At 67.5% G+C, this 19048-nt stretch carries 20 protein-coding genes; 9 read left to right on the forward strand and 11 right to left on the reverse strand.

Annotated elements, in window-relative coordinates; genetic code table 11:
• The first annotated feature begins 10 nt into the window (after positions 1–10).
• The 3 genes from NS355_RS00850 (at position 11) to NS355_RS00860 (ending at position 3147) form a co-directional block, all read left to right on the forward strand.
• Positions 11–310 carry a hypothetical protein gene (locus NS355_RS00850; protein ID WP_058743919.1) on the forward strand — a complete coding sequence of 100 codons (300 nt, stop codon included), beginning with the start codon at positions 11–13 and terminating at the stop codon, positions 308–310.
• A 169-nt stretch (positions 311–479) separates the two neighbouring features.
• Entirely contained in the window at positions 480–2285 is a 1806-nt protein-coding gene (locus tag NS355_RS00855) for a DUF885 domain-containing protein (RefSeq protein ID WP_058743920.1), read from the forward strand.
• A gap of 43 nt (positions 2286–2328) precedes the next feature.
• Positions 2329–3147 (forward strand): energy transducer TonB, encoded by an 819-nt coding sequence (locus NS355_RS00860; RefSeq protein ID WP_153007971.1) that lies wholly within the window; start codon positions 2329–2331, stop codon positions 3145–3147.
• 89 nt (positions 3148–3236) lie between these two features.
• Here the strand turns inward: NS355_RS00860 and NS355_RS00865 are convergent, their stop codons facing one another.
• From NS355_RS00865 to glmM, 5 genes are all read right to left on the reverse strand, one after another.
• The gene (locus NS355_RS00865) at positions 3237–4292 is read right to left on the reverse strand and encodes a 5-(carboxyamino)imidazole ribonucleotide synthase (protein ID WP_058743922.1); all 1056 of its coding nucleotides are present in this window, start codon (positions 4290–4292) and stop codon (positions 3237–3239) included.
• A 4-nt stretch (positions 4293–4296) separates the two neighbouring features.
• Positions 4297–4755 carry a 5-(carboxyamino)imidazole ribonucleotide mutase gene (gene purE / locus NS355_RS00870; protein ID WP_244489505.1) on the reverse strand — a complete coding sequence of 153 codons (459 nt, stop codon included), beginning with the start codon at positions 4753–4755 and terminating at the stop codon, positions 4297–4299.
• Between the two features lie 372 nt (positions 4756–5127).
• Complete coding sequence (gene gpmA / locus NS355_RS00875; RefSeq protein WP_056432082.1) at positions 5128–5814, reverse strand: 2,3-diphosphoglycerate-dependent phosphoglycerate mutase; 687 nt, start codon at positions 5812–5814, stop codon at positions 5128–5130.
• 58 nt (positions 5815–5872) lie between these two features.
• Positions 5873–6097 (reverse strand): DUF1272 domain-containing protein, encoded by a 225-nt coding sequence (locus tag NS355_RS00880; RefSeq protein ID WP_058743924.1) that lies wholly within the window; start codon positions 6095–6097, stop codon positions 5873–5875.
• Entirely contained in the window at positions 6097–7437 is a 1341-nt protein-coding gene (glmM, locus tag NS355_RS00885) for a phosphoglucosamine mutase (protein WP_058743925.1), read from the reverse strand. The genes NS355_RS00880 and glmM overlap by 1 nt, the downstream gene beginning before the upstream one ends.
• Before the next feature lie 101 nt (positions 7438–7538).
• Between glmM and NS355_RS00890 the strand changes: the two genes are divergently transcribed.
• Both NS355_RS00890 and NS355_RS00895 read left to right on the forward strand, forming a co-directional pair.
• Positions 7539–8783 (forward strand): dicarboxylate/amino acid:cation symporter, encoded by a 1245-nt coding sequence (locus tag NS355_RS00890; RefSeq protein ID WP_058743926.1) that lies wholly within the window; start codon positions 7539–7541, stop codon positions 8781–8783.
• The gene (locus tag NS355_RS00895; RefSeq protein ID WP_058743927.1) at positions 8780–9772 is read left to right on the forward strand and encodes an aldo/keto reductase; all 993 of its coding nucleotides are present in this window, start codon (positions 8780–8782) and stop codon (positions 9770–9772) included. Before NS355_RS00890 ends, NS355_RS00895 begins: the two co-directional genes overlap by 4 nt.
• Before the next feature lie 300 nt (positions 9773–10072).
• On the opposite strand, the gene NS355_RS00900 is transcribed toward NS355_RS00895, so the two are convergent.
• On the reverse strand, positions 10073–11659 hold the full coding sequence (locus NS355_RS00900) for a peptide MFS transporter (RefSeq protein ID WP_058743928.1): 1587 nt from the start codon (positions 11657–11659) through the stop codon (positions 10073–10075).
• 129 nt (positions 11660–11788) lie between these two features.
• Between NS355_RS00900 and NS355_RS00905 the strand changes: the two genes are divergently transcribed.
• Both NS355_RS00905 and NS355_RS00910 read left to right on the forward strand, forming a co-directional pair.
• A complete protein-coding gene (locus NS355_RS00905; protein ID WP_084787414.1) occupies positions 11789–12379 on the forward strand; it encodes a nitroreductase family protein in 591 nt (196 codons plus the stop codon).
• An 83-nt stretch (positions 12380–12462) separates the two neighbouring features.
• Positions 12463–12819: a GntR family transcriptional regulator gene (locus NS355_RS00910; RefSeq protein WP_058743929.1), complete on the forward strand. Its 357-nt coding sequence runs from the start codon at positions 12463–12465 to the stop codon at positions 12817–12819.
• Here the strand turns inward: NS355_RS00910 and NS355_RS00915 are convergent.
• The 4 genes from NS355_RS00915 to cobS form a co-directional block, all read right to left on the reverse strand.
• The gene (locus tag NS355_RS00915) at positions 12800–13816 is read right to left on the reverse strand and encodes a PepSY-associated TM helix domain-containing protein (protein ID WP_167345376.1); all 1017 of its coding nucleotides are present in this window, start codon (positions 13814–13816) and stop codon (positions 12800–12802) included. The two genes, NS355_RS00910 and NS355_RS00915, sit on opposite strands and share 20 nt — an antisense overlap.
• Before the next feature lie 127 nt (positions 13817–13943).
• The gene (locus tag NS355_RS00920) at positions 13944–14189 is read right to left on the reverse strand and encodes a ribbon-helix-helix domain-containing protein (protein WP_058743931.1); all 246 of its coding nucleotides are present in this window, start codon (positions 14187–14189) and stop codon (positions 13944–13946) included.
• Positions 14186–16009, reverse strand: coding sequence for a cobaltochelatase subunit CobT (gene cobT / locus NS355_RS00925; RefSeq protein ID WP_058743932.1), 1824 nt, complete (start codon positions 16007–16009; stop codon positions 14186–14188). Before cobT ends, NS355_RS00920 begins: the two co-directional genes overlap by 4 nt.
• A 5-nt stretch (positions 16010–16014) precedes the next feature.
• A complete protein-coding gene (cobS, locus tag NS355_RS00930; protein ID WP_058743933.1) occupies positions 16015–17019 on the reverse strand; it encodes a cobaltochelatase subunit CobS in 1005 nt (334 codons plus the stop codon).
• A gap of 187 nt (positions 17020–17206) precedes the next feature.
• Between cobS and NS355_RS00935 the strand changes: the two genes are divergently transcribed.
• Positions 17207–17971, forward strand: coding sequence for a VOC family protein (locus NS355_RS00935; RefSeq protein WP_058743934.1), 765 nt, complete (start codon positions 17207–17209; stop codon positions 17969–17971).
• A 134-nt stretch (positions 17972–18105) separates the two neighbouring features.
• On the opposite strand, the gene NS355_RS00940 is transcribed toward NS355_RS00935, so the two are convergent.
• Positions 18106–18720, reverse strand: coding sequence for a J domain-containing protein (locus tag NS355_RS00940; RefSeq protein WP_058743935.1), 615 nt, complete (start codon positions 18718–18720; stop codon positions 18106–18108).
• 40 nt (positions 18721–18760) lie between these two features.
• Between NS355_RS00940 and NS355_RS00945 the strand changes: the two genes are divergently transcribed.
• Positions 18761–19045 (forward strand): BolA family protein, encoded by a 285-nt coding sequence (locus NS355_RS00945; protein ID WP_058743936.1) that lies wholly within the window; start codon positions 18761–18763, stop codon positions 19043–19045.
• Positions 19046–19048: the final 3 nt, after the last annotated feature.

Below are 19048 nucleotides of genomic sequence, written 5' to 3' on the forward strand. Positions count from 1 at the left end.
GAGAGTGAGAATGGCGGATATCGACGGGACCTGGAACTGCATCGTCAAGTCGCCGCTGGGCGATCAGGAAATGACGTTGACGGTCACGACCGAGGGCGATCGCTTTACCGGTTCCGGCGGCGGCCAGATGGGCGCGATGGAGATCGAGGGCGACGTGTCGGGCAACACGATCACGTGGAAGATGTCGATCTCCTCGCCGATGCCGATGACGCTGGACTGCGAAGCGACCGCCGATGGCGACACGCTGACCGGCTCGGTCGGGGCAGGCGCGTTCGGCAGCTTCCCGCTGTCGGGCACGCGCGCGGGGTGAGTTTCGCGCCTTGAGATGGGGAAGGGCGGTGCGTCGGAGGACGGGCCGCCCTTTTTCTTTGGGGGCTGAGCGAAGTCGAAGCCCACGCCGAAACGCCAACCACATAACCGCTTCAATTCCCGTCCAATCCCGTTACGCTGACCCCTGAAAACCAAAAAAGGGGACCAGCATGATAGACCGTCGGCATTTCCTGGGCGGATCGGCGGCACTGGCCGTGGCGGCGGGCAGCGAAGGCGTCGTGGCGCAGGCCACGCCCTCCACCCGACTGACCGCCCTGTTCGACACGCTGGTCCAAGAGCAGCTCCGCCGCAGCCCCGAAGCCGCGACAAATCTCGGCCTCGACACCGGGGCGAATGCCGATCTGCGCAGCCAGCTTTCCGACCAGTCGCCCGCCGGAATCGCCGTGGCCAAGGCTGCGACCAAGGCCGATCTGACCCGGTTGCAGGCGATCGACCCTGCCACCCTGTCGCCCGAGGAGCGGATCGACCTGGAATCGATCCTCTACACCCGCCGCTCGGCAGAGGCGGTGCAGGCGTTCGATTTCGGCGGCAGCTCCTACGGCCCCAGCCCCTATGTCGTGTCGCAGCTATCGGGCGCGTATCAGTCGGTCCCCGACTTCCTCGACACCAAGCACAAGATCGCGGGTGCTGGCGATGCCGACGCCTATCTGATGCGGCTGCGCGCCTTCGCCCGGCAGATCGATGCGCAGACCGAGCGGATGCGCCATGATGCGGAGCAGGGCGTGGTGCCGCCCGACTTCATATTGGACCTAGCGCTCGAACAGATGGGCAAGACGCGCCAGCCCGCCGAGCAGGCGCTGGTCGTTCAGTCGCTCGTGCGCCGCACCGCCGAAAAGGGGCTGGGCGATCGCTACGCCATACAGGCCAGGACGATCTACGACGCCGAAGTCCTGCCCGCGCTCGACCGCCAGATCGCCTATGCTCGGCAGTTGCGCACAAAGGCCACGCATGACGCGGGCGTCTGGAAACTGCGTGAGGGCGCGGCCTATTATCCCGTGGCGCTGAAGGCCAATACGACGACCAGCTTCTCGCCCGACGAGGTGCACCGCTTCGGCCGCGAGCAGGCGGCGATGCTGTCCGCGCGGCTCGATACGCTGCTGAAGAAGCAGGGCTACACCAAGGGAACGGTCGGCCAGCGCATGGCCGCGCTCTACAAGAATGCCGATCAGCTCTATCCCAATACCGACGAGGGCAAGCGCGCGGCCATCGCCTATTGCAACGCGCGACTGGACGCGATCCGCACCCGCCTGCCGCAGGTGTTCGAGCGTATCCCGCCTTACGGATTCGAGGTGCGCCGTGTGCCGCCCCAGACCGAGGCGGGCGCGGCGGCGGCCTTTGCGCAGGCCCCGGCCATCGATGGTTCGCGCCCGGGCCTCGTCTATTTCAACCTGAAGGACAGCGCCGACTGGCCCAAATTCTGCCTGGCGACGACCGTCTATCACGAAGGGCTGCCGGGCCATCAGATGGAGAGCGGCCTTGCGCTGTCCAACACGCGACTGCCGCTGATCCGCAAGATCAACGGTTTTTCGGGCTATGGCGAGGGCTGGGCGCTCTATGCCGAGCAGCTGGCGGACGAGATCGGCATGTATGACGACGATCCGCTGGGGCAACTGGGTTATCTGAAGTTCCTGCTGTTCCGCGCCAATCGCTGTGTCGTCGACACTGGGCTGCACCATTTGCGCTGGACCCGCGAACAGGCGATCCGCCACTTCGTCGAGGCCGAGGGCGAGGCGGAGGGCTTCGCCACGCGCGAGGTGGAGCGTTACTGCGTCAATCCCGGCCAGGCGGCGAGTTACAAGCTGGGCCATTCGGTGTTCGTGGACATTCGCGATTCCGCGAAGAAGCAACAGGGCGACCGTTTCGACCTGAAGGCATTCCACACCGCCGTCCTGCGCCATGGCCGCGTACCGCTCGACGTGCTGCGCCGGGTGGGCGAGGAGTGGGCCAGGGCTTGACCGAAATCAGCATCGCGGTGATCCTTCCGAGCGGGAGAATATCGTGATGCAGGTCAGCGCTTCGATCGGGCCGGATGGCGGGCGACGGCGGACGGCCGTCATGGCCACGGCGATGGTTCATGTCGCGTTCGTGGCGCTGCTGCTCTGGGGCGCGCCGCAGCCCTCGACGACTCCGGCCGAGCGCCCCCCGCTGAACCTGTTCGACCTGCCGCGCCCGCCGGACCCGCCGCTCGTGCCCGTCGCGCAGCCGCCGGTCGCCGCCCGACCGGTCAAGCAAGAGAGCGCGGTCCTGCGACCCACCGCCGGGGGTGGATCGCCGCGTCCGACAAGGGCACCTGTGGCCGAGCAGGCGGCACCGGCCGCCGCCGCTCCGGCGCGGTTCGACCGGGTCGATCGGCCTGCGCCCGCCGCGGAGTTCAGCACCGACCTGCCGCTGCGCGCCGGAACGGCGGCGTCGGATGGCCGGGGCGTCGGGATCGCCAGCGGATGTGGCACCGGTGGTGAGGGGCATGGAACCGGGAACGGACGCGGTGACGGGGATGGACCGGGCGAGGGAAGGCTCCGCTTCGCGCTGGCCGAGTGGATCGAAAAACCGCCCCAGGACCTGATCGACGAGGCCTTTCCCCGGATGGCGCGAAACGGCGGGGTCAGCGGCGTGGCAGTTCTGCTCTGCTTCGTCCCGACGCCTGGCCGACCCAAAAGCTGTTCGATTGCCGCCGAACGGCCGAGAGGAAGCGGTTTCGGTGCGGCGGCGCTGGGACTCTACCCGAAATTCCGCATCCGCCCGGTGATGAAGGGCGATGAGGTCTATCAGGCCCAGGTGCTGGTGCCCGTGACCTTCGATGTCAAAAAGCGACCTTAGACCGCGATGACATCGCATGGAGCCAACGCGAGCCCCTCCCCCTGAAGGGAGGGGCGCCATTTCAGGGCATCCTGCGATCGCGACCGGACTTAACGCACCACGCGCGTGATATGCCCCATCTTGCGGCCGGGCCGTGACTCGCCCTTGCCGTAGAGGTGCAGATGCGTGCCCTTCTCGGTCAACGCGGACTCCCACGCATCGTCGCCGATCAGGTTTTCCATCTGCACGTGCGCACCGGTCAGCGACGTATCGCCCAGCGGCAGTCCGCAGATCGCGCGGATGTGATTCTCGAACTGCGAGGTTTCGGCGCCCTCGATCGTCCAATGGCCCGAATTGTGAACGCGTGGGGCCATCTCGTTGAAGACGGGGCCGTTCTCGGTCGCGAAGAACTCGCAGGCCAGCACGCCGACATAGCCCAGTTCCTCGGCGATGCGGATGGCAAGCGCGGTCGCTTCCTCGGCCTGCGCCGAGATTTCAGGCGGCGCGGGTAAGGTCGAGGTGCGCAGGATCGCGTCGCGATGGACATTGTGCGGCGGGTCGTAGCGGACCGTCCGGCCGTCCGGCCCCCGCGCGATCAGGATCGAGAATTCGTGGCTGAACCGGATGAACCCTTCGAGCACCGCCGGGCCGCCAATCGCTTCCCAGGCGGCGGGCGCCTCGGCGATGTCGCGGATGAGCACCTGGCCCTTGCCGTCATAGCCGAACCGCGTGGTCTTCAGGATGGCGGGGCAGCCGATCCGCTCCAGCGCTTCGGTCAGATCGGCGGCGCAGTTCACTGGCGCCCAGGGGGCGGGGCGACCGCCGACCTTCTCGACGAAGCTCTTCTCGGCAATCCGGTCCTGCGCGACGCGGAGCGCGGCGGGTGAGGGATGGACGGGCAGTCGCTCGGCCAGCCATTCGACGGGCGTCACGTCGACATTCTCGAATTCGTAGGTCACCACGTCGCAGGCCGCGACGAAATCGGCCAACACGACCTTGTTGTGATAATCGGCGCGGGTCAGCGAGGACGCGGTCTGCGCCGCGACGCTTTCCTCGTCGGGGGCCAGCACATGGGTGCGATAGCCCAGCTGCGCCGCCGCCACCGCCAGCATCCGGCCCAGCTGGCCGCCGCCCAATATCCCGATCGTCGAACCCGGCTTCAACATTGGCTTACCCCTGCGGATCGTTGGCGACGCTGTCGGTCTGGCGCTGGCGCCACGCCTTCAGCCGCTCGGCGAGGTTTTCGTCCGACAGCGACAGGATCGATGCGGCGAGCAGGCCCGCATTGATCGCGCCCGCCTTGCCGATGGCCAGCGTGCCGACGGGAATGCCGCCGGGCATCTGGACGATCGAGAGCAGGCTATCCATGCCCTTCAGCGCCTTGGACTCGACCGGCACACCCAGTACCGGCAGATGCGTCATCGACGCGGCCATGCCCGGCAGATGCGCCGCACCGCCCGCGCCCGCGATGATGACCTTGATCCCGCGATCGGCGGCGCCGGTGGCATAGTCGTACAGGCGCTGCGGCGTGCGATGCGCGGAGACGACGCGGGTCTCATGAGCGACGCCCAGCGCCTCCAGAGTCTCGGCGGCATGCCGCATGGTTTCCCAGTCCGAAGTGGACCCCATGATGATCCCGACCGACACCATATCCGCTCTTCCGCCCTAGCCCCTTGGACCCCTTCGCCGGGGAAGCGGGCTGACTAGCGGGACGGGGCGAGGGGGGCAACCTCTCGTATACGTTCGGACCTTTTCGCGTGGGTTTTTTGGTTCGCGCGGAGGCGCGGAGGTGGCGTCTCCAGCCGCAAGACTGGTCTATCGAAGGCCAGGCAGAACAGGGGAGTGTCGGAGGCGGCAGGGCGTCGCCGGCGCGCGCCGGATCTCTCCGCGCCCTCGCGTCTCCGCGTGAGATCAAAATTGGTTCACGCGAAGCCGCGATGACGCGAGGATGAGCGACCGAAAGACGGTCTTGGATGCGATGGCTCTCGGTCTTCCGGTCGCTCAGCGTTCCGACAGATAATAGCGGTCGGTCGGGGTCAGGTCGTCGGCCAGCTCATAGACGATCGGCTGCGCGGTCGGGATTTCCAGGCCGGTGATCTCGTCGTCCGGGATGTTCGACAGATGCTTGACCAGCGCGCGCAGCGAGTTGCCGTGCGCCGAGATCAGCACGCGGTTGCCGTCGCGCAGCGCGGGTGCGATGCGCTCTTCCCAATAGGGCAGGACGCGGGCGATCGTGTCCTTCAGGCTTTCCGTCTGCGGCACGTCGATGCCCTTGTAGCGGATATCGTTCGACACATCGAACTCGCCGCCCGCCTCGGCCGGGGGCGGGGGCACGTCGAAGCTGCGGCGCCAGATCTTCACCTGCTCGTCGCCATGCTTGGCCGCCGTCTCCGCCTTGTCCAGGCCGGTCAGGCCGCCATAGTGGCGTTCGTTCAGCCGCCAATGCTTCTCGGTCGGCAGCCAGAGGCGGCCCATCGTCTCCAGCGCCAGGTTCAGCGTCTTGATCGCGCGGGTCTGCAGGCTGGTGAAGGTCAGGTCGAAGTCCAGGCCCTTCTCCGCCATCATCGCGCCCGCCGCGCGCGCCTCGGCCGCGCCTTGCGCCGTCACGTCGACGTCCCACCAGCCGGTGAAGCGATTCTCCAGGTTCCAGGCGGACTGGCCGTGGCGGATCAGGACGAGCTGGGGCATGGAAACTCCTTCAAAGTGATGGCCTCCCGCATAGAGAAGCGGGCAGGCGGGGTCGAGATCAGCCGCGAAAGCGGGGCTGCGTCGAAGCGGGATTGGCCTTCAGTACCCGGCCCATCCGAGTCGGCCGGTCGAGCAGTTCGCCGCCGCAATCGGGGCAGGTCTCGTCCAGATCATCGGCGCATTCGGCGCAATAGGTGGATTCGAGCGAGCAGATGAACGCGCCACCCTGGCTTGGGGGCAGATCCGCGCCGCAGCGCTCGCAATCGGGACGCATCTCCAGCATCAGGCGGCCACCTCGCGCACCACGTCGCAGATGCGGTCCACCAGCGTCTCCACCTGGCGTTTGTCCTCGCCTTCGGCCATCACGCGGATGACGGGCTCGGTGCCCGACGGGCGGATGACCAGGCGGCCGCGCCCGGCCAGTTCGGCCTCGGCGGCGGCGATGACGCCCTGCACCTTCTCATGCTCCAGCGGCTTGCCGCCCGCGAAGCGGACATTTTTGAGGAGCTGCGGCAGCGGATCGAAGCGGTGCAGCACCTCGCTGGCGGGCGCACCCGCGCGCTTCAGCTCGGCCAGCACCTGAAGTGCCGCGACCAGCCCGTCGCCGGTGCGCGCATAGTCGGACAGGATGATATGCCCCGACTGCTCGCCGCCGACATTATAGCCGCGCGTCCGCATGGCTTCGAGCACGTGGCGGTCGCCGACTTTGGTGCGGACCAGGCCCAGCCCCTGCGCGGCCAGATGCCGCTCCAGGCCCAGGTTCGACATGACGGTGGCGACCAGGCCGCCGCCCGCCAGCCGCCCTTCGCGCGCATAGCTGGTCGCGATCATCGCCATCAGCTGGTCGCCATCGACCACCGCGCCGGTCTCGTCGACAATGATCAGGCGGTCGGCATCGCCGTCCAGCGCGATGCCGATGTCCGCGCCGCTGGCCACCACCGTCTCGGCCAGCGTCTGCGGCGCGGTCGAGCCGACGCCGTCATTGATGTTGGTGCCGTTGGGCGTCACGCCGATCGCCACCACATCCGCGCCCAGTTCCCACAGGGCGGCGGGCGCGACCTTGTAGGCGGCACCATTGGCGCAATCGATCACGACGCGCAGCCCGTCGAGGCGCAGCGATTGCGGGAAAGTGGACTTTGCGAAGTGGATATAGCGGCCCGCCGCGTCATCGACCCGGCGCGCCCGGCCGATCTTGCCCGAAGGGACCAGCGGCACCTTCTGCTCGATCAGGTCCTCGATCGATTCCTCGGCTTCGTCGGACAGCTTGTAGCCGTCCGGGCCGAACAGCTTGATGCCGTTGTCGGCGAAGGGATTGTGGCTGGCCGAGATCATCACGCCGATATCGGCGCGCATCGAATGGGTCAGCATCGCCACCGCCGGCGTCGGCAGCGGGCCGAGCATCACCACGTCCATGCCGACGCTGGTGAAGCCCGCGACCAGCGCCGATTCGAGCATATAGCCCGACAGGCGGGTGTCCTTGCCGATCACGACGCGGTGGCGATGGTCGCCGCGCTGGAAATAGGCACCGGCGGCCATGCCGACCTTCATCGCCATCTCGGCCGTCATGACCGCGCCGTTGGTCGCGCCGCGAATGCCATCAGTGCCGAAATATTTTCTTGCCATGCGGCCAGGTCCCTGCCGGATTAAGAGGATGTGGAACAATCGGGTTGCGCGCATCCTTTAGCGCGACCTTTGCCAAAGCTCCAAATACGCGAGAACCATCCATGTCGCGCGCGACCCTGATCCTTCTTTGCCTTGCCGCCGGTCTGCTGATCGGCGTGGGGGCGGCGGCACTGGCCCCTGCGGCGGCGGCGGGCGCGGTGTTCGTCGCGCGGCCGGTCGGGACCTTGTGGCTGAACGGGTTGCAGATGACGGTCATTCCGCTGGTCGTCACGCTGCTGATCACCGGCGTCGCCTCGACCGCGCAGGCGGCACAGGCGGGGCGGATCGCGGGGCGGGCGATTGCGACCTTCCTGGTGCTGGTCGCGCTGACCGCGACCATGGCGGCACTGGTCACGCCCGCCCTGCTGCACCTGTTGCCCATCCCGCGCGAGGCGGCCGCCGCACTGAAGGCGGCGCTGGGCCATGCCGAGCCGGTCGCGCCGCCGCCGCCGATCGCCGAGTTCGTCACCGGCATCGTGCCGACCAACATCTTTGCCGCCGCCACCAACAATGCGCTGTTGTCGCTGATCCTGTTCACGCTGGCCTTCGCCTTTGCGATCACCCGGATCGAGGGAGAGGGGCGGGTGCTGCTGCTCCGCGTCTTCACCGCGATCCGCGATGCGATGCTGGTCCTGATCGGCTGGGTCTTGTGGCTCGCGCCGCTGGGCGTCTTCGCGCTCGCCTTTGTCGTCGGCGCGACGGCGGGGGGCGGGGCGTTCGGGGCGCTGGCGCATTACATCACGATCATCGCCAGTATCGGCGTCATCGTGATGCTGATGGCGTACGGTGTGGCGATGCTGGCGGCGCGGGTGCCGTTGTCGCGATTCGCCCGCGCGCTGGCCCCGGCCCAGGCGGTCGCGATCTCGACGCAAAGCTCGCTCGCCAGCCTGCCCGCGATGATCGAGGGGACGAAGACTTTGCGCATCGCACCCGCGACCGCCGGGCTGGTCCTGCCGATGGCAGTCGCCATGTTCCGGGGGACCCAGCCCGCAATGAACGTCGCGGTGGCGCTCTATATCGCCGACTGGTTCGGCATCGTGCCCGGCATGACGTCGGTCGCCGCCGCCGTGGTGGTCGCGATCCTGTGTTCGCTCGGCTCGGCGAGCCTGCCGTCGCAGATCACCTTCTTCGCCTCGATCGCGCCGGTCTGCGTCGCGCTGGGGGTGCCCGCCGCACCCCTGGGGCTGCTCATCGCGGTGGAGACGATTCCCGACATCTTCCGGACCTTGGGCAATGTCAGCATGGACCTTGCCGCCACCGCGACCGTTTCCCGGGGCAGCCGCATCATCGACGAGGACGTCTCATGAAGTATCGCACGCTCGGCCCGGATTTCGAGGTTTCCGCCCTCGGCCTCGGCTGCATGCCGATGGCCGGTGTCGGCCGGAACATGTATGGCGAGGCCGACGAGGCGGAGAGCATCGCCACCATCCACCGCGCGATCGAGCTGGGCGTGACCCTGTTCGACACCGCCGAAATCTATGGCCCGCTGGTCAATGAGGAACTGGTCGGCCGCGCCATTCGCGGCAAGCGCGACGCGGTGGTGATCGCGACCAAGTTCGGCTTTCGTTATGACGACAACGGCATGACCGGCGTGGACTCCACGCCCGCCAACGTCCAGCGCTCTTGCGAGGGGTCGCTCAAGCGGCTGGGCGTCGAGACGATCGACCTGTTCTATCAGCACCGCGTCGACCCCAATGTCCCCATCGAGGAGACGGTCGGCGCGATGGGCCGCCTGGTCGAGCAGGGCAAGGTCCGCCGCCTGGGCCTGTCGGAGGCGAGCGCCGAGACGATCCGTCGCGCCGCCGCAGTTCATCCGATCGCGGCGGTCCAGTCGGAATATTCGTTGTGGGAGCGCGATGTCGAGGCCGACATCCTGCCGGTGGTGCGCGAACTGGGCATCGGCTTCGTGCCGTACAGCCCGCTGGGGCGCGGCTTCCTGACCGGGCAGATCACCCGGCGCGAGGACTTGCCCGAGGGCGATTATCGGCTGGGCGACCCGCGCTATGCCGAAGAGAATTTCGACCGCAACATGAAGGTGGTCGAGGTGGTGAAGCAGATCGCCGCCGCGCATGACGCCAGTGCGGCGCAGGTGGCGCTGGCGTGGTTGCTGGCGCAAGGGCCTGATATCGTGCCGATCCCCGGCTCGAAGCGGCGCGCGACGCTGGAGGATTCGATGAAGGCGGCCGAACTGGTGCTGTCGGCGGAGGAACTGGCCAAGCTGGACGAAGCGTCGCCGCGTGGCGGCACGGCAGGACTGCGGTACGGCGAACGGGCAATGGCGATGACGCGGCTTTGATTTTGGTTCGCGCGGAGACGCAAAGACGCGGAGGGGGCGTACCCAGCCGCCAGGCTGGCCTAACATAACCACGGTGCGGCAAGCGGAACGTTGAACTGCGCGAGTGCGCCGAAGCGCATCCGAACCTCTCTGCGCCTCCGCGCCTCCGCGCGAACAAAAATCTTCGCGTGTTCGCGGCTTCGCGAGATCCAATCCAATCAGCGCAAAGTCACGCAGATAGGCTGCGGCGTAGGCTTCGACTTCGCTCAGCCCGAACGGAAGTGGGACGGTCGGGCACGCGACCCGACCGCCCCATTTGGCTCAATGCGGCTTCTGCTCCAGCCGCGTGTCGATCCCGGCCGCCGCCGGTTCGGCCAGTTCCTTGTCCCCGGCCAGCGTCCCCTCGGCCTTGAGCAGGTCGAGGTGCATCAGCTTGGCGATGAAGGGCGACACGACCAGCACGACCACGCCGATTCCGATCGAGAACCAGCCGATCCGCGTATAGACGTCGAGTACCTTTTCCGGCCCCGCGCCCTCGCCGCCGGTCGCCTGGGCGATCAGTCCGGCGATGAAGTTGCCCGCCGCCGTCGCCAGGAACCAGGTGCCCATCATGAGACCCGTCATGCTGGGCAGCGACAGGCGCGTCATCGCCGCCAGGCCGACGGGCGAGAAGCACAACTCGGCCATGGTGTGGATCAAATAGACGAGGATCACGAAGATCACCGGCGTCGGGGCCCCCGCATAGGCCGCCGCGCCCGCCACCAGCACCATGAAGCCCGCGCCCACGCCGACCAGGCCGATACCGAACTTGAACGGCGCGCTCGGCTCCCACCCGCGCTTGCCCAGGATCGTCCACAGCGCGGCGAACAGAGGGGCGAGCAGGATGATGAAGATCGAATTGACCGACTGGAAGGCCGAGGCGGGAATGGTCCAGCCCAGCAGCGTGCGGTCGACCGAGCGATCGGTATAGAGGTTCAGCGACGACCCCGCCTGCTCGAACAACGCCCAGAAGAGCGGGCAGAGCGCGATCAGGAACAGCGCGGCGAAGATGCGATCGCGGTCGACCTTGGGCAGCTGGAACACCGCGCGCCACAGGATGAAGAGCACCGTGGCGGCGGCGAAGACAACCAATAGGGTGCCGACCGCATCCTGATGCTGGATCAGCTGCCACACGGCCAGCGTGGCGACGATCGAGCCGAGATAGATCAGCCATTCGCGCGACAGGCCCGCGACGACCGGCGCCCGCAATACGGGCAGCGAGGGGGCTTCGCCCGCGCCGTGCAGTTCGCGCTTCAGGGTGATGAAGGCGACCAGACCGAGCAGCATGCCCACGCCCGCCGCGCCGAAGCCATAGGACCAGCCCACCGTCTCACCCAGGACGCCACACACGATCGGTCCCAGTGCACCGCCTGCATTGATGCCCATATAGAAGATCGAGAAGGCCGGGTCGCGGCGCATGTCGTCGCGCGCGTAGAGCTGACCCACCAGCACCGAGATATTGGCCTTGAGGAAACCGGTGCCGATCACGATCGAGGCAAGGGCGAGGTAGAAGCCCTCCAGATAGGCCCCCGTCGCACCCTGTGGTCCCTCCATGACCGCGATCAGGATATGGCCGAAGGCGATGAATAGCCCGCCCGCCAGCACCGCGCGTCTGGCCCCCAGATAGCGGTCGGCCAGATAGCCGCCGATCACCGGCGTCACATAGACCAGCGAGGTATAGGCGGCGTAGATGCCGAAGGCGGGTTCGTCGGTGAACAGGAAATGCTTGGTCAGGTAGAAGACCAGGATGGCGCGCATTCCGTAATAGGAAAAACGCTCCCACATCTCGGTGAAGAACAACAGGAACAGGCCTCGGGGATGCCCCAAAACCGTCTTGCCGCGCGCGGCGGCCTCATACGCACTCGCCATACTGGCGTTCACTCCATCGGGATCGCCCCCGGTGCGACCAGGGGCGCACGCGGGGGCGTAATGGTCCGGTAACCTAACGCCAAAGCCGCGACTGTAAATATCATGCGCGACGACGTAAGGATGTAAGCCATGACCGATATGGCTTTCAACGACCGCTCGACCCCGCTTTCGCTGCTGACGACCCGCCGTTCGGGCAAGCCGCGCGACCTGATCGCCCCCGGCCCCCGACCGGACGAACTGACCCGGATGCTGAACATCGCGGCACGCACGCCCGACCATGGCAAGCTGGCCCCGTGGCGCTTCGTGATCGTGCCTCCGCAAGCGCGCGGCAAGCTGGCCGAGGTCATCACCGCCGCCTATCGTGCCGAACGGCCGCAGGCGGGCGCGACCGAGATCGCCGCGCTGGAGCAGTTCGCGCATCAGGCTCCCGATCTGGTCGTCGTCCTGTCCTCGCCCCGCACCGACAGCCATATTCCGCTATGGGAACAGGAATTGTCGGCGGGCGCGGCGTGCATGAACCTGCTCCATGCCGTCCATGCCATGGGCTATGCAGGCGGCTGGCTGACCGGCTGGCCCGCTTTTTCCGATGCGGTGCGCGATGCGTTCGGCGCCGCGTCCGAGCGGATCGTCGGCTTCGTCTTCATCGGCACGCCCGGCCGACCGCTCGACGAGCGACCACGACCCGACATGGACCGGATCGTCTCGACCTGGAAAGGATGAAGCGAGCGGCGCGTGCGACGGCCCTGCAAACGTTATCGCGATAGCGGCTCGACATTGTGTCGCCCATGCTGTATTAACTCGGCATGACAGCTCTTAGCGGTGACGACAGCCCGGTCTATATCCGCCTGCGCGGGACGATCGCGGCGGGCATTCTCAACGGAACCTATCGCACGGGGGACCAGCTTCCCTCGGTGCGCGCGCTCGCCGCCGAGCAGGGCGCGAACCCGCTGACCGTCGCCAAGGCCTATCAGAGCTTTCAGGACGACGGCTATGTCGAGGTGCGGCGCGGGGTCGGCATGTTCGTGATGCCGGGCGCGGCCGACCGGTTGCGCAGCGCCGAGCGGCAGAGCTTCCTGGCGGTGCAGTGGCCGCGCATCCGCGACCATATCGAACTGCTGGGCCTAGACCCCGCCGACCTGCTCAACGCCGAGCGCGTCTGACCTTCGGGCGGGCGACCCAAGCCACCAGCCCGCTCGCCGCGACCCACGCCGCCAGCCATCCCGTCAGCGCGACGAGCGGCCACCAGATCCAGGCCATGCCCTGTCCGCCATGCCATTGGCGCACCCAGGACAGCATGACCGGCCCGGCATAGGCCGGCGCGGCCAGGGCCTTGGCGCTGTCGTCGGCGACCTTGACGACGCCCGGTTCGCCACCCTCGAAATACAGCGTCCAGTCGGGGGAGCGCTCGGTCGGCCAGTCGATCGCGTGCAGCGTGCCGCGCGTCCAGCCACGCGCGCTGGCGACGACCCGGTCGACGGGCAGGGTGGCGCGTTCAACGGGCGGTGCGCTCTGGGCTATCGGCGTGCCCGCGGCTGGGACAAGCGCGAGGCCGGTGGCGGCCATCGCCAGAACCGGGATGGCCGACCATAGACCGATGCGACGGTGCATGAGCGTCCATCGTGTTTCCTGATGCGCGCCTTTGGCCGGTTTCTTCGGCCGCTTGCGCGTCACCTGCGCCCAGAGGCCGGTCAGGCACGCGAGCATCGATCCGATTCCACCCAGCCCGACGATCCACCGGCCGAGGCCCGAGAGGAACAGCCCGTCATGCACCCGTCGTGCCGCGCCGATGACGCCGCCATCCTTCCATCCGCTCGCCAGCACATGTCCCGTCGGCGGGTCGAGGAACAGCCGCCGCTGCGCCCGGTCGCCGGTCCGGTCGAGGGTAACGATCACCGGCGACGAACCCTGTTCCAACGAGAGTGCTGCGATACGCTCCCCGGGGCGAAGACGACGATAGGCGGCGTCAACATAGCGGTCGGCCGCCAGTCGCTGCTCGCCGCTGACCCGGAAACGGGCGGGATTGGCAACCCGCTCCAGCATCGGCGCGCTGGCCAGGATAGCGCCCGATATCGCCAGGACGATCGCGATCAGCCCGACCGCCAGCCCCAGCCAGCGATGGACCCGCAATCCCGTATCGCGAAGGGTATTTCCGGCCACATCAACCCCGAAACAGACGGCGCGCCCTGCTACAGCCAAGGGGCGGCGTCAATCGAGGCCTTGTCCCAACTCCCATCCTCTGTTCAGGCTGAGCGGAGGTGGGGTAGGTATCGCTGCCTCGAAAAAATCACCGCCGTAGAAACAACCAGGACCGGATCGCACTCGCCAGATTCGGCGGGTCTTCCACCACGATCCGCAGCGCGTCGATCTCTGCGACCAGTGCCGACAGCGGCAGGGCGTGCGCCACCGCCGCCTCTTCCAGCGCCGTCCAGAAGACCGGCTCCAGACTGATCGAGGTTTGGTGCCCCGCGATGGTGATCGAGCGTTTCACCGGCCCGACAAACCCTTCCGCCGGGGCGGCGATCCGGCTCATTCGGTGTCGAACAGGCTGGCCAACTGCTCGATGATGGTGCCGCCCAGCTGCTCGGCATCCATGATCGTCACCGCGCGCGCATAATAGCGGGTCACGTCATGGCCGATGCCGATCGCGATCAGCTCGACCGGGCTCTTGCTCTCGATCCAGCCGATCACCTGACGCAGATGCCGTTCCAGATAGCTGCCCGAATTGACCGAAAGGGTGGAGTCGTCGACCGGCGCGCCGTCGGAGATGACCATCAGGATGCGCCGCTCCTCGGGCCGCGCGATCAACCGGCTATGCGCCCACATCAGCGCCTCGCCGTCGATATTCTCCTTGAGCAACCCCTCGCGCATCATCAGGCCCAGATTGTTGCGCGCGCGTCGCCACGGCTCGTCGGCCTGTTTGTAGACGATGTGGCGGATGTCGTTCAGCCGCCCCGGCTGCGGCGGGCGACCGGCGGCGAGCCACGTCTCACGGCTCTGCCCGCCCTTCCAGGCGCGGGTGGTAAAGCCGAGGATCTCGGTCTTCACACCGCAGCGCTCCAGCGTGCGCGCGAGGATGTCGGCGGAGATGGCCGCGATGCCGATCGGCCGCCCGCGCATCGAGCCCGAATTGTCGATCAGCAGCGTGACGACGGTATCGCGGAAATCGGTATCGCGCTCGATCTTGTAGGATAGCGACTGGCCCGGATTGACCACGACGCGGGCGAGGCGCGCCGCGTCGAGAATGCCCTCTTCCTGGTCGAAATCCCAGGACCGCGACTGCTGCGCCATCAACCGGCGTTGCAGCCGGTTGGCGAGCTTCGACACCGCCGACTGGAGATGCGCGAGCTGCTGATCGAGATAGCCGCGAAGCCGCGCCAGTTCGTCGGCGTCGCACAACTCTCCCGCCGCGATCACCTCGTCATATTGGGTGGTCCAGGGCTTGTAGTCGAACTGCGACGCCAGATCGTTCAGCGGGCGGTTGGGGCGCGTCGGCTGGCTGCCTTCGTCGCCATCCTCGCCGGGTTCGCCGTCGAGATCGTCGAGCGAATCCTGGCTCTGCTCCTGCGATTCGCCGTCCTCGCTGTCGGAGTCGCGCTTCTCCGCGCGCGCCTCGACCTCGCCTTCGCCCTGACCCTGTTCGTCGTTATCCTCTTCGCTTTCGTCCTGCTGCTGTTCATCCTCGCCTTCCTGATCGTCGCCGCCTTCATCGGCCTGATCGGGCTCGGCGGGCGGCTCGGCGAGTTCCAGGTCGGCCAGCATCTTGGCGGTCAGCGACTGGAACGCCTTCTGGTCGTCCATCGCGCCTGCCAGCGCGTCGAGGTTGGTCGCCCCCTCCAGCCAGTCGCGCACCAGCGCCAAGGCGGGCGCGGTTTCGGCGGGCGAAGGCCGCCCGGTCATCCGTTCCCGCAGAAGGAGCCCCAGCGCCGTCGACAAGGGCACCTCGTCGCGGTTGCGCGCCCGGGTCAGCGGGTCGGAGCGCAACCGCACGTCCAGCGCATGCGCGAGGTTGTCGCCGATCCCGGCATAGCCGCGCGCACCCAGCGCCTCGACCCGCGCCGTCTCGACCGCGTCATAGACCGCGCGCGCCACCGCCTCGACCGGCGCGGCCTTGGCGTGGAGCGCGGTGTCGTGCAGCTTCAGCCGCAGTGCGAAGGCGTCGGCGAACCCGCGCGCCTCGGCCACCTGTTCGGCGGGCAGTGCGCGGCCCGGCATCGGCACGCGGATATGCTTGCCCGAGGAGGTCGGCGCGTCGGCGGTGAAGGCGAGCTCGACCTCCGGCTCCTGCGCGATGGTGCGCGCCGTGCCGCCGAGGACCGCCTTGAACCGGTCGAGAGGGGTTTCGTTCGCCAAGAGGATCAGGCCCGGCCGACGACGCTTTCGGGCAGGTCCTTGCCGAAGACGCGCTGATAATATTCCGCCACCAGCGCGCGCTCGTTCTCGTCGCACTTGTTGAGGAAGGACAGGCGGAAGGCGAAGCCCGGATCGCCGAAGATCAGCGTGTTCTGCGCCCAGGTGATGACGGTGCGCGGGCTCATCACGGTGGAGATGTCGCCGTTCACGAAGCCCTTGCGGGTCATGTCGGCAACGCGGACCATGTTCTCGACCAGCTGCTTGCCGTCGGGCTTGTCATATTCGCCCGACTTGGCGAGCACGATCTGCGCCTCGGTCGCGGCGGGCAGATAGTTGAGCGTGACCACGATGTTCCAGCGGTCCATCTGGCCCTGGTTGATCTGCTGCGTGCCGTGATACAGCCCGCTGGTATCGCCCAGGCCGACCGTGTTGGCGGTGGCGAACAGGCGGAACCACTTGTTCGGGCGGATGACGCGATTCTGGTCGAGCAGGGTCAGCTTGCCCTCGGTCTCCAGCACGCGCTGGATCACGAACATCACGTCGGGGCGGCCGGCGTCATATTCGTCGAAGACGAGCGCGGTCGGGGTCTGGAGCGCCCAGGGGAGCAGCCCCTCGCGGAACTCGGTCACCTGCTGCCCGTCCTTCAGGACGATGGCGTCGCGGCCGATCAGGTCGATACGGCTGATATGCGCGTCCAGGTTGATGCGGATGCACGGCCAGTTGAGGCGCGCGGCGACCTGTTCGATATGGCTCGACTTGCCGGTGCCGTGATAGCCTTGCACCATCACGCGGCGATTGTGCGCGAAACCCGCCAGGATCGCCAGCGTCGTGTCGGGATCGAACACATAGGCGGGATCGAGATCGGGGACGCGCTCATCGGCCTCGGAAAAGGCGGGAACTTCCATGTCGGTGTCGATGCCGAACAGGTCGCGCACCGACACCATCTTGTCGGGTGCATCGAGAATCGTCGTGTCGCGGCTGTCGGGAAGCGTATTCGGGATGTTGGTCATCAGGCCCTCGTCTCGTCGCTCAACGCCTTAGGCCAAGCGCGGCTCCCTACTCAATGGCGGTGATCGCACGAAACGGGTGTTCCGGCGATTGCGGGACGATGGTTTCGCGGTCATCCTCATGCCCCCGGCAGGCGAGTCGCGAGGCGGGGCAAGCATCTGATCTGTCAGGCAAAAGGGCGGGGCGGTCATGGCGAATTTCATCTGGTACGAATTGCTGACCGACGACGTCGCGGCGGCGCAGGATTTCTACACCCATGTCGTCGGCTGGCAGATCGGCGACAGCGGCATCGCCGGTATCGATTATCGCATCTTCGCGACGCCCGAAGGTGAGGCGATCGGCGGTCTGATGCAGCGTCCCGAAGGTTCGCCGGGCGGACCGGTCTGGTTCGGCTTTCTGCCGGTGGTCGATGTCGACGAATCGCTGGGCGCCATCGTCGAGGATGGCGGGCAGGTGCTGATGCCCGCCTGGACGATGGACGGGGTGGGACGCATGGCGCTGGTCACCGATCCGCTGGGCGCGCCCTTCTACATCATGGCGCCGGAAGAGGCGCAGCCGTCGCGCTCCTTCGTCGAGCATGGCACCGGCGCGGCGGCCGGTCATATCGTCTGGAACGAGCGGATCGCGAGCGACCCGGACCGGGCGCTGGCCTTTTTCGGTCGGCATTTCGGCTGGAGCCATCAGGGCGGGATGCCGATGGGAGAGTTGGGGGAGTATCGCTTCCTGGCCGATGGGCCGGTGGTGCTGGGCGCGCTGATGGGCTGTCCGCCGGGGGGCGAGCCGGGCTGGCATTTCTATGTCGCGGTGGACGATATCGATGCGGCGGCGGCGCGGGTGGCGGATCGAGGCGGCAGGGTCGAGTTCGGGCCGATGGAAATACCGGGCGGTGAGTATTCGCTGTCCGCCCGCGACCCGCAGGGCGCGCGATTCGGACTGGTCGGGCCGCGCAGATAAATTCCTCCCCGAAACGGGGAGGGGGACCGCCGCGAAGCGGTGGTGGAGGGGGCGTGCCGCAGAGGTCGCCCTGCGTGGAAGCCCCCCTCCGTCAGCGCCTCGCGCTGCCACCTCCCCGTGCCGGGGAGGATTGACTAGGCAAACGCCGGTGCCTGGCGCAGCTGCTGGTACGCCGCGATCACCTTTTGCAGCCGCGCCTCATGGGCACGGTCGCCACCGTTGCGGTCGGGGTGATAACGCCGCACCAGCTCGCTATACCGCCGCCGCAGCGCGCCGCGATCGGCGTTCGCCTCCAGCCCCAGCACCTTCAGGCTTTCGCGATCCTGCCCCGACAGCGGCTTGCCGTCTGAGCGTTCGGGTGCGGCCTCGCGGCGGTAGCGGGCGGCGATGGCATCCAAGGGATCGGAGAAATCGGCCCAGCGCGGCCCAGGATCGGTGCCGCCTTGCGCAAAGGCGCGAGTCTCGCGCTCCCAGCCCGCATAGGGGCGCTGGGCGCGGTGGATTTCGTCCGCGCTCATGCCGTCGAAGAAATTATAGCGGCTGTTGAACGCGCGGACATGGTCCAGGCAGAACCAGCGGAACTGGCCGGGGCCGTCGCCGCTGCGCGTACCCTCGGCCGGGGGTGCGCGGAACTCGCCTGCTTCGGTGCAGCCCGCATGGTCGCACACGCGGTCGCTATTCTCGACCCGGCCGTGAAACCTGGGGCTGGGTTTGTCCTTGGGGGTATCGCTGCTCGACCGACGCGCCACGGCTATCCGCTTGTCCTGAAAAACCGTCTATATAGGGGCCATGACCGATATCACCACCGCCCCGATCGCCGACCAGATCACCGCCCGCCTGACCCAGGCGCTGTCGCCGACGCATCTCGACGTCATCAACGAAAGCGCGATGCACCGTGGCCATATGGGTGACGACGGGACCGGTGAGAGCCATTTTCGCGTCATCGTCGAATCGCCCACTTTCGCAGGCCAGTCGCGCGTCGCGCGCCAGCGCATGGTGAACCACGCGCTTGCCGATCTGTTGTCCGAGCGTATCCATGCATTGGCGATCAGCGCGAAGGCACCCGGAGAATAATCC

This window comes from Sphingomonas yabuuchiae, assembly GCF_001477495.1.
Classification (GTDB): Bacteria; Pseudomonadota; Alphaproteobacteria; order Sphingomonadales; family Sphingomonadaceae; genus Sphingomonas; species Sphingomonas yabuuchiae_A.

What these genes read in the sequence shown, in the direction of transcription:
- gpmA (WP_056432082.1), bottom strand. Translation starts at nt 5,814, where the DNA reads ATGCCCCAGCTCGTCCTGATCCGCCACGGCCAGTCCGCCTGGAACCTG.
- NS355_RS00855 (WP_058743920.1), top strand. Translation starts at nt 480, where the DNA reads ATGATAGACCGTCGGCATTTCCTGGGCGGATCGGCGGCACTGGCCGTG.
- NS355_RS00905 (WP_084787414.1), top strand. Translation starts at nt 11,789, where the DNA reads ATGACCGATATGGCTTTCAACGACCGCTCGACCCCGCTTTCGCTGCTG.
- purE (WP_244489505.1), bottom strand. Translation starts at nt 4,755, where the DNA reads ATGGGGTCCACTTCGGACTGGGAAACCATGCGGCATGCCGCCGAGACT.
- cobS (WP_058743933.1), bottom strand. Translation starts at nt 17,019, where the DNA reads ATGACCAACATCCCGAATACGCTTCCCGACAGCCGCGACACGACGATT.
- NS355_RS00850 (WP_058743919.1), top strand. Translation starts at nt 11, where the DNA reads ATGGCGGATATCGACGGGACCTGGAACTGCATCGTCAAGTCGCCGCTG.
- NS355_RS00945 (WP_058743936.1), top strand. Translation starts at nt 18,761, where the DNA reads ATGACCGATATCACCACCGCCCCGATCGCCGACCAGATCACCGCCCGC.
- glmM (WP_058743925.1), bottom strand. Translation starts at nt 7,437, where the DNA reads ATGGCAAGAAAATATTTCGGCACTGATGGCATTCGCGGCGCGACCAAC.
- NS355_RS00865 (WP_058743922.1), bottom strand. Translation starts at nt 4,292, where the DNA reads ATGTTGAAGCCGGGTTCGACGATCGGGATATTGGGCGGCGGCCAGCTG.
- NS355_RS00935 (WP_058743934.1), top strand. Translation starts at nt 17,207, where the DNA reads ATGGCGAATTTCATCTGGTACGAATTGCTGACCGACGACGTCGCGGCG.
- NS355_RS00900 (WP_058743928.1), bottom strand. Translation starts at nt 11,659, where the DNA reads ATGGCGAGTGCGTATGAGGCCGCCGCGCGCGGCAAGACGGTTTTGGGG.
- NS355_RS00890 (WP_058743926.1), top strand. Translation starts at nt 7,539, where the DNA reads ATGTCGCGCGCGACCCTGATCCTTCTTTGCCTTGCCGCCGGTCTGCTG.
- NS355_RS00910 (WP_058743929.1), top strand. Translation starts at nt 12,463, where the DNA reads ATGACAGCTCTTAGCGGTGACGACAGCCCGGTCTATATCCGCCTGCGC.
- NS355_RS00880 (WP_058743924.1), bottom strand. Translation starts at nt 6,097, where the DNA reads ATGCTGGAGATGCGTCCCGATTGCGAGCGCTGCGGCGCGGATCTGCCC.
- NS355_RS00920 (WP_058743931.1), bottom strand. Translation starts at nt 14,189, where the DNA reads ATGAGCCGGATCGCCGCCCCGGCGGAAGGGTTTGTCGGGCCGGTGAAA.
- NS355_RS00895 (WP_058743927.1), top strand. Translation starts at nt 8,780, where the DNA reads ATGAAGTATCGCACGCTCGGCCCGGATTTCGAGGTTTCCGCCCTCGGC.